Consider the following 13,712-nt stretch of genomic DNA (forward strand, 5'->3'; position numbering starts at 1 on the left):
CAACCCTCGTTGTGATTCTGCGAGCCTGAAACGGCAACACGCGCCATGTGAGACAGAGGAAGGCCCGAGACGAACCACGGTCCTGCGGTATTCAACCCGCGCATCAGAGTCTGATCAACCGTCGTCTCAATGCCGCCGCGTCCTGCAATAGGCAGCATATTTGTCCCTCGTCGACGCTGAAAAAGGCGACGCGAAAACCTATGCCCAAACTCTTGAAAACGGACATGAGAATCACATCTCACGCCAAATTAAGAAGTCCTGAGCTTAGGTGGTGATCCTCAAAGCTGATCGACGTCGATCACGGCCCCGGCGAATTAATTCCTTTCGCGCTTCCTGCGCCGGGTTGTCGCCGATCCCGCCCTTGAACAGCCAGTGCTCGTATTTGGCATAATCTGACGGATCAAGATGTGGCGCGCCATTGGCGTGCCTGCGACCATTGGAGGTCGCTACGAAGAGCATATGGATGCTTCGCGCGAAGACACGACGTAGCCTCTGCAAGACCGCTTTGATGGAACTAGAGACGGCCCCCTCAAACGCCCTTGAGACCTTCAGCCACCTTCCGCTAGGCCAAACCTCAGCTAACTGGCGGCCGCTCTTTCGACATAGCGCAAAATTCTGGTCACTGTCGATCGACTGACGCCAGCCTCTCTTGCTATATCATCGGTTGATCTGCCATCAGCTTTTAAACGCAGTACGTTTTCGGACTTGTGTCTCGTCGCGGCGACCGATGCATGGATTAGCGGGATCATACCCGAAGAGACCATATGGTTCCCGGCTGACGTTTCGAAAAGTTCGATATCAACAGGCACAGTGACGTCCTCCTTCAAATCGCTATCTACAGAAAGGATCGCGCCAGCCTTGGACTGAGTAAATTCCCATATAAGAAGTATACGAACTAAGCCAACTTCATCGGCGCCTACAACTTCGGGCGAAGATTGAAGACACGCAAGGGCCTCACGCCCTGCGAGTTCATCCGCAGACAGTGGACATTCGAGCCAAAAGATTCAGGTTAAACCCAATCCATCAAATGCCGGGATTGAACAGCTGGCGCCTGCTTATATCGGTGGCTTTGAAACGCAGCCTACCAATTTGAAGCGACGTCAGTCGGCAGCCCCTCGAATGACCTCGACGCCTTCAGCCGACTATCCCAATTTGCCAGGTAGAACTATTTGGACGACGGACCCTGCGATTACCTCGTCGGCGGGCATATGCCTATTATGCGGCTTTCGAAAGTATCTATCTAAGCTGGGCTTTCGTCCCCGCTTTCCGCACCGACTGTTGCACACCGGCATCTTGCCTATGTGTGCCCGCCAACGACCATGAGCAAGTTAGGCCGGGACAGGCGCGGGCGCAAAATCCTGCATTGCACCAGCAAAAGGCTTGGGCAATGGCGAGGCATATGAGCTTCGCTTGCTGGTGGATAGGCCTAGGGACACCAAAGCCTCGGCCTGCTTGACTGCTGCTGCGACACCATCCACGACCGGGACGCCATAGATCGATTGCAGCTCCCTTGCGAGATCCGCCATGCCGGCGCAGCCGAGCACGATGGCTTCCGCTCCATCTTCGGCAAGCGCCCGTTCGATTTCCGCCCGCAGCTTTCCAATCGCGCCGGAAGACGAGTCCTCGAGTTCGAGGACAGGAATATCGCAGGCGCGAACCTTGGCTCGACCGCCCATGCCGTAGCGCTGGACGAGATTGTCGATCAAGATGCGCGAGCGCTCAAGCGTCGTCACCACGCTAAAGCGCTGCGCCAGGAAGCCGGCCGTTGCGACGGCCGCTTCGCAGAGGCCGATGACGGGCACATCGCAAAACATACGTGCTGCTTCGAGGCCGGTGTCGTCGAAGCAGCAGATGATCGCTGCATCGTAGCCCGCCGCCTGTCTTTCCTTCAGTTCGCGCAGCATGCCGGGTACGGCTATTGCTCCATCGTAATAGCCCTCGATCGAAGCCGGCCCCATCTGCGAGGTGGCGGCAATGATCTGCGTGCCGGCGCTTGCCACGGCGCGCGCGGCTATTGCCGCCTTTTCCGTCATGGAAACGGTCGTGTTCGGATTGATGAGCAGCAGGCGCATGATCTCAACTTTTCTTGGCTTGGCGGCGGCCGAGCATGGTCATGACTGCAAGCGCCAGGAGGATGATTGTGAAGGAAAAGAGCGTCGTCACCGTCCCGAGCGCATAGAGCACCGGCGTCGTGACATTCGTCGTCATGCCGTAAATTTCGAGCGGCAGGGTATTGTAGGTGCCAGACGTCATCAGGGTACGGGCGAATTCGTCATAGGACAGCGTGAAGCCGAAGAGGCCAACGCCGATCAGGCTCGGCGCGATCATCGGCAGCACGACATGGCAGAAGGTTTGCCAGGAGCTGGCGCCGAGATCGCGTGCGGCCTCCTCATAGGCCGGCGAAAACCGGTTGAAGACGGCAAACATGATCAGCACGCCGAAGGGCAAGGTCCAGGTCAAATGCGCGCCGAAAGCCGAGGAATACCAGGCCGGCGCGATTCCGCCCTGCTGGAAGACCACGCCGATCCCGAGCGAAATGATGATGGAGGGCACGACCAGGCTCGCGACCGTGGCATAGAACAGAAATGTTGAGCCGCGGAAACGGCGGCGAAAGGCAAGACCGGCCAGCAGCGACACGACGACGGTCACGATCATGACCATCACCCCGAGTATCAGGGAGCGTTGGAACGAAGCTCCGAAATCGCCGACCGCCTGCTTCTCGAAAAGATTGGCAAACCAATGCAGCGAGACGCCATTCAACGGGAAAGTCAGACCGCCGTCCGGCCCCTGGAAGGACAGGATGATAACAGCCGATAGCGGGCCGTAGAGAAACAACACGAAAATGGTGAAGAAGATCGCCAGAACATAGAATTCCAGGCTACGCTTTTCGCGGCTCATATCAAAGCTCCTTGCGGATATCGACGATGCGCAGGATGGCGGCGACCATCAGCAGCACGACGACGAGCAGCACGACTGCATTGGCGGCTGCAGCCGGATATTGCAGCAGCGACATCTGGTTCTTCATCATCAGGGCGATCGACGCGCTCTGACCGCCGGACATGATCTGCACAGTGGAAAAGTCGGCCATGACGAGCGTGACGACGAAGATGCTGCCGATCGCCATGCCGGGTTTTGCAAGCGGGATAATCACGTTCCACAGCACCTGCCACCCGCTGGCGCCGGCATCGCGGGCTGCCTCGAACAGCGAGCGGTCGATGCGCATCAGCGTGTTGAAGATCGGTGTCACCATGAAGAGCGTGTAGAGATGCACCATGGCGAGCACGACGGCAAAGTCGGAATAAAGCAGCCACTCGATCGGCCGCGGGATCAGGCCCATGTCGATTAATGTCGAATTGACCAGCCCGTTGCGGCCGAGCACCGGAATCCACGATATCATGCGGATGATATTGGATGTCATGAACGGCACGGTACAGACGAGAAAGAGGATCATCTGCGTCGCCGTGCGCCTGATGTGAAAGGCCAGGAAATAGGCGACCCAGAAACCGATAAACAGCGTCAGCGTCCAGACGATAGCGGTGAATTTCAACGTGTTTAGATAGGTCTTCCACGTCACCCAGGAGCCGAGCGTGTCGGTGTAATTCGCAGTCAGGAAGGCCGGATAGAGGCCGGCGAAATCATAGTCCCAGAAGCTGACGACGCCGATCATGGCAATCGGCAGCAGGAAGAAGAAGCCGAGGATGAGAAACAGCGGCGTTGCCTGCAGATAGGCAACAGCCCAGGCAGGCACGCCAAATCCGCGCCGGTTTTCCCGAGTTGTCTCTGCTGTATCCGAGGACGCGATCGTCGCCATGGTTCGGCTCTCCGTTTGGGAATGCCTCCCCCTGCAAGGGCAGGGAGAGGTAATCAAAGATCTTCGGCTCAGGCGGCGATGAACTCGTTCCAGCGGCGGACCATGTAGCGGTCCTCGTCCATGACCGAATTCCAGCAGGCGACGGCACCCATACGGGCCTCGAAGGAGCCGCCATCGCGAACGGCGCCGGCCTTTTCCATGACCTTGCCTTCCGGAGAGAGGATCTCGCCTTGCGCCGGCTTGCCCTCGATCCAGTAGCCCCATTCATCGGCCGACATGAATTGCTTGGCCGTGTCCATGCAGGCGGAATAGTAGCCCTGACGGTTGAGGTAGCCGCCGACCCAGCCGGAGGTGTACCAGTTGATGTACTCATAGGCGGCGTCGAGCTCAGCGCCCTTGAGGTGCGAGGCAAGACCAAGGCCGCCGCCCCATGCGCGATAGCCTTCCTTGAGCGGCTGGAAGGTGCAGGCAATACCCTTGGAACGAACGGCGGCAACCGCCGGCGACCACATGGACTGGATGACCACCTCGCCCGATGCCATCAGGTTGACGCTTTCGTCGAAGGACTTCCAGAAAGCGCGGAACTGGCCGTCGCCCTTGGTCTTGATCAGGAACTCGATCGTCTTGTCGATTTCCGCCTTCGTCATGTTGCCCTTGTCGGCATATTTGATCTTGCCGGCGGCTTCCATGATCATAGCGGCATCCATGATGCCGATCGACGGGATGTTGAGGATCGCCGTCTTGCCCTTGAAGGCCGGATCTAGAATGTCAGCCCAGCTGCTAATCGGACGGCCGGTAAGATCGGGGCGAATGCCGAGGGTGTCGGCGTTATAGATGGTCGGAACCATCGTCATCCACTGTGTCGGCTCCTTGGCGAATTTCTTGGAGCCCTGTGCTTCGACGAAACCGACCGTATGCGGCGCAGTGCCCTGCGCGATGACGCTATCGGGCTTCAGCTTGCCATTGATGAAGAGCGGCACGATCTTGTCGTAATATTTGAGCTTCTTGACGTCCATCGGCTGCATGACGCCGGTCGGGAAGACCTTCTTGGCGATCCAGTACTCGATGTCGGCGATGTCGTAGCTGTTCGGCTGCGTGACGGCGCGTTGAGCGGCGGCGTCGGAATCGGTCGCAGTCATCTCGAGCGTGATGCCGAGATCGGCCTTGCACTTCTCCGCGATCGCATTGATGTTCGAAACGCCGGTGCCGAACTGGCGCAGCGTTATGTTGGATTTGGCCCAGATGGTCGGAAAGCCGGTGATGACCCCGGAGCCAGCCACGGCACCGAGAGCGGCGGCGCCGGTCTTCAGCAGCGAGCGGCGGGAAATGCCTTTCGTTGTCTTGGTAGTCTTCGTTTCAGTCGTCATGTCAGTTCCCCTTTTTTGATGCTTCGGATTTTCATGCGGACATACGGCCAAGAAGGATTGCGTCCTCCTGAGCCCAACTCAGCGAGACGGCGTCGCCGACCGTGATGGATTTGACGGCCTCATCGTCATTGCTTGCGATCAAGGTGAAATCGTCGCTGCCGGCACCGATGACGGTGATCTTCAGCGTCGCGCCGCGATATTCGATGTTGGAGACGACGCCGTTGAAACCGAGACCCCTATCGGTGGATTGCGAAAGGCGAACGCGATCGGTGCGGATAGCGATATCGGCAGCCGCACCGGTCTGGCGGCCTGCCCCCTTTACGGAAAAGCCTTGCCCCTCCGGCACGGTCATGGTGATGACGCCGTCCCCGCTTGACGTGACGCGGCCGGACAAGACGTTATGGTCGCCCATGAAACGCGCGACGAAGGCCGTCGCAGGATGCTCGAAAACCTCGCGCGGCGACGCGGCCTGCTCGATGCGGCCGTCATTCATGATGACGATGATATCGGCAAGCGCCATCGCCTCTTCCTGGCTGTGCGTCACATGGACGAAAGTGATGCCCAGCGTCTTCTGCAGCTTCTTCAACTCGGCGCGCATCCGGATCTTCAGAAACGGATCGAGTGCAGACAATGGCTCGTCGAGCAGCAAAGCCTCGGGATCAGTGATCAGGGCGCGCGCGAGCGCCACGCGCTGCTGTTGGCCACCCGAAAGCTGCGCCGGGCGCCGGGTCGCATACGCCTCCATCTGCATGAGCTTGAGCATTTCAAGCGCCTTGGCGCGACGCTCCTCTTTGGCGACCCCTTTCATCTTCAGGCTGAAGGCAACATTGTCGATGAGGTCGAGGTGCGGAAACAGCGCATAGGACTGGAACATCATCGCCGTACCGCGTCTGGCAGCCGGAAAATCCGTTACTACGGTATTTCCGAGGCGAATGTCACCGGAGGAAATACCTTCATGGCCGGCGATCATGCGCAGTGTCGAAGTCTTGCCGCAGCCGGAGGGCCCGAGGAAACAGCAATAGGAGCCCGCGGGTATCTTCAGGCTGATTGCATGAACAGCCGTGGTCGTGCCGTAGACCTTCGAAACGGACACTATATCGATCTCTGCCGCTTTCGACATCATCTTCCCCTTTGGTTTGAGAAAGACATTGCATCAATCGTGCCAGTTTTGCTGCGGTGCACTAACTACCTGCAATTTCTATGTTTTCTTCAGGTACCGGAGTTTCATGCCCATTAGGAGGCAAATGGATTCTTGCTTATAAAATAGGCTATTGTGCTCGATGAGTGCATATTATTGTATGCAATATAACGGCGTCTTTGCCTCGGATTTCGTTTAACATCAGCGCAAAACCGGGCTATCATTTGCGCCAACCACCCGGATAAGAATCATGAATTCTTCAGCAGATATGCTTCTGACGCCCAGCGATCCCACGGATACCGGTACGCAACAGATCCGCGATGCCATACGCGACGCCATCGTCGAACGCAGGCTCGCACCAGGCACGAAGCTGTCCGAAAGCGATGTCGGCGGCCTGTTCAACGTCAGCCGAACTTTAGCGCGCGCCGCCTTGCAGGCCCTTGCCTATGAGGGCCTCGTGAACGTCGAACGGAACAGAGGCGCTTTCGTCGCCTACCCATCGCCTGAGGAGGCCCGGCAGATATTCGCCGCGCGTCGTCTGGTCGAGCCCGGCATATTGAAATCGGCGGCTGAGCGGATCACCGCGGCTCAGCTCAAGCAGCTCGGGCAACTTCTTCTGGAAGAAGGGCGCTTGATAGGCGAGCGCGGTCAGTCTGCTCGCCGAGCCGAGATCAAGGCTTCGGGCGATTTCCATTTGATGCTTGCGTCAATCTCCGGCAATCTCATCATGCAGCGTTTTATGGAGGAGCTTGTCGCTCGCTCGTCATTGGTGATCGCACTCTACGGGCAATCGAGCGCCTCCAGTTGCGGCCATTCGGAACATGCCGACATTATCACCGCCTTGGGGCGCAAGGACGTCGATACGGCCTGCGACCTGATGCTTCATCATATCGAGCATATTGAGGCCGATCTCGATTTGCGCGAGCGCAAGAGCTTCGACTTGAGAGAAGCGTTCGAGCGATGAGACGATCGCCATATAGGCAGCCCCACCGGCTCAGTGGCGGGAGATCGGCACGTTGCTTAGGCAGGAACCCAAGCCGGTGGAACAAGGCACTATTGCTTCCTGTGAGACGGTCCTACGTTTAACGAAGCAGGAAAGCGTGCCGAAGCGCATCGCCACTGACAAACCTCGCTCTTAGGAACGTCGCGATCGAAACGGCAGCCTGAGCCGAGGTTATCTTGCCGAAGCCGGCCCTTTCGACCTACCTTTACATCGCCATATTACCCGCTCAGACGGTCAGATGCTTGCGGGCCTCCGGCGTATCCAGCGTCTCCGCCAGCCCCTCATGCACGATCTCGCCGCGATCCATGATGTAAACATAATCCGCAAGCTCGCGGCAGAAATCGAGATATTGCTCGACCAGCAGGATCGCCATGCCGGTGGAATCCCTGAGATAGCGGATCGCCCGGCCGATGTCCTTGATGATCGAGGGCTGGATGCCCTCGGTCGGTTCGTCCAGCACCAGGATCTTCGGCCAAGTCACCATGGCCCGTCCAATGGCCAATTGCTGCTGCTGGCCACCCGAGAGATCACCACCGCGGCAAGAGAGCGGCGCGTAGCGAATATTTCGAAGGAGAAGCGCGATATGCTGCTCTTGAAAGGGTTCGAACCGGCGGCAGGATGCCTCCGCTGCCGCATCGTACTATAGGGAAGCTGCGGCGTACGGCAAAACACTGCGGCTTCGACGGGGATGGACGGGAATTTCACAAATGATCCTCAGTTGCATAGCATTTCCCCTAACCGAACCTCGCAGATGGACTTTTGTTGAAAGGCATTAGCGGCGGGTCGAGCTCCGACGGTCACATAGTTGCTCCTCAAAACGCAGGAACAGAAGCTTGGCAGAAATTGACTGCTGATTGTCATTGCGGCCAGCCTACCTCTGGCCGATAACCTCCCGCAAACTAGTCATCGGAAATTTTGATAGCCTTCTTGGATATGGGGCGGGCCGCAGATTGGCGCGCCATCCCATCCTGTTCAAGCCGTGCAGTCGATCAAATCGCTACTGACCACCGCACAATCGGCTCCGGAAACAATGAGCGTCATGGATCCGTCGTGAGGTTAAGGGGTGGCCTCATTTCACTACTCAAGAAAAATGAAAACATGCATCGCCGATGCAGCATATATCCTAATTTAATTTCCCACTCCGATCGAACTAGGAAAGATCTGTTTCAGTATCAATAATAAGCGCGAAAGTTGTGCGCACAATTTTTCGAATCTTAGAACCAGTAAAGACGGACATACCAACATGACTACTGCGACGGCGTTTGCATCGCAATCGGATAGGTTTGATTGAAATTTAGACAGGCGATTTTAAGTTCTCGGAAGAGAAAATGGCAATCTGAAGCAGTAGCTAATATTTTGGGCAACTACAGGGAAATATTAATACAATCTTAGTGCTGTTGCATGGAAAAAAACTTGATGTGAAGCTTGTCGTATCTTGAGGGAGGGAAATGCTAGGCAAAATAGGAGTGTAGATGCTATGTTTTTCCACAGCAGATCTAAAGACAACACTGGTGCCGGCTCTGTCAGGCTCGCCTCGTATGCCGTCCTTGGTGTACTGGCAACGGTCTTCTCCTCTTCTGTGCTTCCGCCGGTATTTACTTCAAATACCGCCCGTGCACTGATTAATGCCCCGCTTGTTCCTATAACGACACCGATCAACGGAATCGTCAAAATCTCTGACCAAACCGGCAAGGCGTCAGTCGATAATGATAAGGTCGACAATTCCACGCTCATTGGATTGAAGGTCCAATTGGCCGCACTTGACAACGAATTACTGCAAAAGAACTCTATCGTGGACGATTACAGCGGGCGCATCCTGAATCTTCGCGACGATCTCTCCAAACAGCAGGCAGCGCTGCTTGTGCGCACGAGTGCCGACCTCAAGGCTGCCGAAGCCGCTTTGCAGATGGTGACCTATTCGACACGGATCGCAAAATCCGATGCACAGAGGAAATTGCGGCTGATCGCGCGGGGAGTAGCCGCAGGCAATGCCGATGAGGTTTCGGACACGATCCACCTGGAAGAGACCAAGCTCCAGGCAGCGCAGCTTGCCGTCGACAAATTAAATGAAGAGTTGAACTTTGCGCGCGACGGGGTTTATGTCGGCTCGGATCTCCAATCCCTGCAAAACCTGCAGCAGGAAATAAGATCCCGCTCGGCTGATCTGCTTCAGATCAAGACTCAAATGACCACGATGCGGTCCCGCAGGAGTGAACTTCAAACGCTTGTTTTGGCCGAGGGCTCGCGTATCGAAAGACTGACACATGCCGATCTTTCCATCCCGGCGGGCACCGAACTCTTCAAGCCAATCGCTGCCACCGGCCGGGAAGTCGTCGCCGGCGATACTCTGGCGGAAGCGCTCGACTGCCGCGATGCATTTGTTGTGGCAATCTTTTCCGAGCGGCAGGCGCAAGCGCTTGCCGTAGGCTCAAAGGTCAAGGTCAATGCTGAACATTGGTCCGCTGAGGCGGACGGCACTGTGTTGCGACTGATACCAAGGACGACTGATCGCGTCGATCTGGATTACGCAGTGCCCTTCCCGCCAACGGAGCGGCGTGAACTGTATGCTTATATCCGTCTGGAACAGACTTGGCAGTCGAGCCTTTCCACGAATGGTGTCTGCCCGGTCGGCACATGGGTCAACGTCAGCCTCCCGCAGCCGTGGCTGGAAAAGACGCGCGGCTATGCTGGAGAAGCGGCGACGTCGCTGGCAAGCTTTGCAGTCACATCCGCGCACAGTGTTCCGGCAGCCGGGTGGATGACCTGGAATCTGATTGCAAGTTCCAGCGATCGACTTCTTGAAGCATTCGGCTACGGGTCGCGGCAAGCTCATCCGGCGGATGATCTGGCTAACTCAACAGTCACCTCGCCAGGTCGAACCGATCGCCATGCGCCGGTGGCATTTGACACGTCCTTGAACCCGAGACGGGCTCGTTCCTGACACACGTGCGGACGTTTTTCTATCCGCGCACGCATCGCACCAATCGATGGTCTCAGGAGGGTTGCATGTACTTCAATTCCGATGGCGACGTGCAGACGGTTCTTTGGTTCGATCTAGCGATTGCTGCCTGTGCGATACTGTTCGCATTTGTCGCAGACCCCAAGAGATCGTTCGATCGATTTGCGTTTGGCATAATCATGTTGATGTCTCTTGGAACATATATTGTATGGCGTGCCTTGGATACACTTCCACCGTTGGACCTGTCATTCGAATCCATATGGAACTACATCTATTTTGCGTTCGAGCTGATCTCGGTGCTTTATGCCATCGGATCCGTATTGATCCTAATGAGATCAACTGACTGGTCATCCTTGGCAGATCGTGCCGCACTCGAGTGCATGTCCTCCGAAAACCCGCCTTTGGTCGACATTTTCATTTGCACCTACAATGAGCCTATCAATGTGCTTGAGAAGTCCATAATTTCCGCGCAGTCGATGAAGTATCCACGATTGCGCGTCTTTGTATGCGATGATACCAGAAGAGCCTTCGTCCGGCAGTATTGCGAGATGGTGGGCGTCTACTATCTTACGCGCTCAGACAATTTGCATGCGAAAGCCGGCAATCTAAACAATGCGCTTTACCATACCAACGACCTTCCCGAACTATCCGAGTTCATCATGGTCCTCGATGCGGATTTTGCCCCGCAAGCAGATTTCCTAAACCGGGTTATCGGCCTTTTCGCTGATTCCAAGATAGCTGTCGTCCAGACACCGCAATTCTATTTCAATAGCGATCCGATACAGCACAACCTCGGCATCAGCGGCTCGTTTGTGGACGATCAACGTATTTTTTTCGACGTCTTTCAGCCTGCGAAGGACGCCGTCGGCTGCGCCTTTTGCGTCGGTACGAGTTTCGTCGTCCGCCGCGCTGCGGTAAACGAGATCGGCGGCTTTCCTCATGATGCGCTTTCGGAAGACATGCTGCTGACATACCGCCTCATGGAACGTGGCTATGTCACGAGATGGCTCAATGAAAAGTTGAGCGTTGGCCTTTCAGCCGAAGGCTTATCGGAATATATGACCCAGCGAACGCGTTGGTGCCTCGGTACGATACAAATCGGTCTTTTGCGCGATGGCCCTCTCTGGCGCGGCAACTTCACCATTGTCCAAAGACTGCATTATCTGCACGGCCTTTTCTGCTGGCTATCTAAACCATTCATTCTATGCCTGCTGCTTGCTCCTTCGATCTACTGGTTGACCGGCATCCCCGCCTTGCAGGCGGATGAGCTTATGTTCATGAAGCTCGGCCTGTCGTCTCTCGCCCTGTTCTGGGTCTACTCTTCCTGGATATCGGAGAAACGCACGCTCCCTCTGTTCACGGAGGTAACCCACGCACTGACCGCCGTACCAATTACGATCACGCTCTTTCAAGCCATACGCAAACCGTTCGGACGCCCGTTCAAGGTCACGGAGAAAGGGGGCGATAGATCCCAAATCCGGATACACGGCCCGACGGCGTCGTTCTTTGCATTGGTTGCGGCCGCGTCAGCCATTTCGGTGGTGGTCGTCGTCTACGGATGGGACGCGCCCGTCGAATTCTCCGCACGAGACTGCCTCAACCTCATTTGGTCAGCCGTGGCGATGATCATCGCGTTTACCAGTCTGTTATGCTGCATCGAACTGCCGCGCATGGACCAGGAGGAACTGATTGCAATCGGGCTAAACGGCCAGCTGAACTGCGGTGGCGAAACGGCACCTGCCCGCATCGTCGGGCTTTCCACGCAAAGTGCCTTGTTGGCAGCTCTTCCAAGCTGCCACTCGGTCGTTCCTAACGCGCTTTTCGTCCCTGAAGTCGGCTGGGTCCGCATTCATCCGGATCAATTAACGGTTGCAGCGAGAAAACTGAGGCTGGATCCCTCGGAAGATCAACATCGCGGCATCCTTAGACTGATATTCCGAAACGCGCCCAAAAACGTTGCCGAGAAAGGTGATTTGCGCAGGTCGATGCAAGCGCTGCTCGCCAGAGCCTTCAGTTAATGGCGATCCATGACAATGCCAACAATCCATCACGCGATTGCTGTTCGAGTACGGGTCCTTTGGTCCCTTGTACTTGGAATCTTGTGTTTGATCGCCATGAACGGCGAGGCGTTCGGCCTCGAGCGATCAGCGCTCGGGCTGAAGCTCTGCGAAGGGTTGTCGAAAAAGGTGAACGGTGAGGCGGGCTCGCCGTTTGTCGTCCAAAGCTTTTACCAGGCGGACAAAGGAACACGTCTCGATCCGATGCTTCGCAACGCTGGATTTACCTACGACAATGCGCTGGCCGCAATCGCCCTTTTTGCCTGTGGTGAAAACGAGAAGGCGACCCAAGTGGCAGATGCTCTTGTGCTCGCGGTCTATCGTGACCGCACCTACCGCGATGGCCGGGTGCGCAACGCTTATCGGTCTGGCACCGTCACGATCGGCAAGGAGGCCATTTTGCTGCCCGGGTTCTGGGATGCTGCCAGCAACTCATGGATCGAGGACGACTATCAGGTTGGAAGTGCGACGGGAAACGTCGCCTGGGCTGCGTTGGCGCTGCTGACCGCTTACGACCGAATTGGTGATCAGCGGTATCTCGATGCTGCCGCCAGGGTCATGCGCTGGATCGACCTCAACGCAGCTGCGACAAGCGGCCCAGGTTATACCGGTGGTGTGTTTGGCAACGAAACATCCCAGCAAAAACTGGAGTGGAAGTCGACCGAACAGAACCTCGATGTCTATGCCGCAGCCGACTGGTTGACCAGGAGCGGCGCGGTAGGCGATTGGCAGAGGATGCGAGATTTGGCAGGCGGATTTCTGGACGACATGTGGGATGCGAACGTAGGTTTTTTCCATGTCGGCAGCCTTCCCGGAAGCAATGCACCTAATCTAAACCAGTCCGGAATCGACGCGGAATTATGGCCCGTTATCGCTATCCCTGAATTCCGTGGCCGGACTGAAAAGATCTTTGATTGGATTGATCGTCGTTACCAGGTAGCGGGCGGCTACGACTTCAATGAAGATAGGGACGGCGTATGGCTTGAAGGCACGGCCCAAGCGGCTCTGGTATTCCATCTAGCCGGCAGAGAGGTGCGCGCGGAGACACTCTTCGCTACAATTGCATCGCAGATCGGACCCGACGGCTTGGTATACGCAACCGTCGGCCCTGAGCTGTCGACCGGCTTGAAGGTCGGTCCGGACCAAACGTCTGCCGACTTCAAATATTACCACCTACCTCATATCGGAGCGACGGCCTGGGCTATTCTGGCATCCCATGGATGGAACCCCTTCCTGGGAAAAATTGGCCTACCGTTGAGGAAACATCCATTGACCAGCGACCAGCCTTGAGCGCCTTTCCGGAGGGAACTCGTCGGCATTTCCTTCCATTCAGCGAGTGAAGCGGCTCCGAAAATTCTCCCCATCGACATTCGCAAC

The 13,712-nt window shown here is 56.5% G+C and carries 10 protein-coding genes and 2 pseudogenes; 5 read left to right on the forward strand and 7 right to left on the reverse strand.

Annotated features, from left to right (window positions below; all coding sequences use genetic code 11):
* Positions 1–578 precede the first annotated feature (578 nt).
* Positions 579–764, reverse strand: coding sequence for a helix-turn-helix domain-containing protein (locus QD409_RS27495; RefSeq protein ID WP_425348554.1), 186 nt, complete (start codon positions 762–764; stop codon positions 579–581).
* Between the two features lie 135 nt (positions 765–899).
* On the opposite strand from QD409_RS27495, the pseudogene QD409_RS27500 reads away from it, so the two are divergent.
* Positions 900–1,093: pseudogene (locus QD409_RS27500) on the forward strand (hypothetical protein); the annotation flags it as partial.
* Between the two features lie 235 nt (positions 1,094–1,328).
* Here the strand turns inward: QD409_RS27500 and QD409_RS27505 are convergent.
* The 5 genes from QD409_RS27505 to QD409_RS27525 form a co-directional block, all read right to left on the reverse strand.
* A complete protein-coding gene (locus QD409_RS27505; protein WP_430764156.1) occupies positions 1,329–2,072 on the reverse strand; it encodes an aspartate/glutamate racemase family protein in 744 nt (247 codons plus the stop codon).
* A 4-nt stretch (positions 2,073–2,076) separates the two neighbouring features.
* Positions 2,077–2,898: an ABC transporter permease gene (locus QD409_RS27510; protein WP_092852895.1), complete on the reverse strand. Its 822-nt coding sequence runs from the start codon at positions 2,896–2,898 to the stop codon at positions 2,077–2,079.
* 1 nt (position 2,899) lies between these two features.
* On the reverse strand, positions 2,900–3,811 hold the full coding sequence (locus QD409_RS27515; protein ID WP_092852897.1) for an ABC transporter permease: 912 nt from the start codon (positions 3,809–3,811) through the stop codon (positions 2,900–2,902).
* A 68-nt stretch (positions 3,812–3,879) separates the two neighbouring features.
* Positions 3,880–5,178 (reverse strand): ABC transporter substrate-binding protein, encoded by a 1,299-nt coding sequence (locus tag QD409_RS27520; protein WP_092852899.1) that lies wholly within the window; start codon positions 5,176–5,178, stop codon positions 3,880–3,882.
* A 31-nt stretch (positions 5,179–5,209) separates the two neighbouring features.
* Positions 5,210–6,298 carry an ABC transporter ATP-binding protein gene (locus QD409_RS27525; RefSeq protein ID WP_092852901.1) on the reverse strand — a complete coding sequence of 363 codons (1,089 nt, stop codon included), beginning with the start codon at positions 6,296–6,298 and terminating at the stop codon, positions 5,210–5,212.
* A gap of 268 nt (positions 6,299–6,566) precedes the next feature.
* Here QD409_RS27525 and QD409_RS27530 point away from each other — a divergent pair, with 268 nt between their 5' ends.
* Positions 6,567–7,280 (forward strand): GntR family transcriptional regulator, encoded by a 714-nt coding sequence (locus tag QD409_RS27530; RefSeq protein ID WP_092852903.1) that lies wholly within the window; start codon positions 6,567–6,569, stop codon positions 7,278–7,280.
* Between the two features lie 265 nt (positions 7,281–7,545).
* Here the strand turns inward: QD409_RS27530 and QD409_RS27535 are convergent.
* Positions 7,546–7,929, reverse strand: a pseudogene (locus QD409_RS27535) (ATP-binding cassette domain-containing protein); the annotation flags it as partial.
* A gap of 867 nt (positions 7,930–8,796) precedes the next feature.
* Here QD409_RS27535 and QD409_RS27540 point away from each other — a divergent pair.
* The 3 genes from QD409_RS27540 to QD409_RS27550 all read left to right on the forward strand — a co-directional run bounded on the left by QD409_RS27540 (position 8,797) and on the right by QD409_RS27550 (position 13,625).
* Positions 8,797–10,260 carry an HlyD family secretion protein gene (locus QD409_RS27540; RefSeq protein WP_245298094.1) on the forward strand — a complete coding sequence of 488 codons (1,464 nt, stop codon included), beginning with the start codon at positions 8,797–8,799 and terminating at the stop codon, positions 10,258–10,260.
* A 65-nt stretch (positions 10,261–10,325) separates the two neighbouring features.
* Complete coding sequence (locus QD409_RS27545; RefSeq protein WP_092852905.1) at positions 10,326–12,296, forward strand: glycosyltransferase family 2 protein; 1,971 nt, start codon at positions 10,326–10,328, stop codon at positions 12,294–12,296.
* A gap of 96 nt (positions 12,297–12,392) precedes the next feature.
* A complete protein-coding gene (locus QD409_RS27550; protein WP_245298098.1) occupies positions 12,393–13,625 on the forward strand; it encodes a hypothetical protein in 1,233 nt (410 codons plus the stop codon).
* Positions 13,626–13,712: the final 87 nt, after the last annotated feature.

It is taken from the genome of Rhizobium sp. BR 315, from assembly GCF_050577975.1.
GTDB classification, from domain to species: domain Bacteria; phylum Pseudomonadota; class Alphaproteobacteria; order Rhizobiales; family Rhizobiaceae; genus Rhizobium; species Rhizobium miluonense.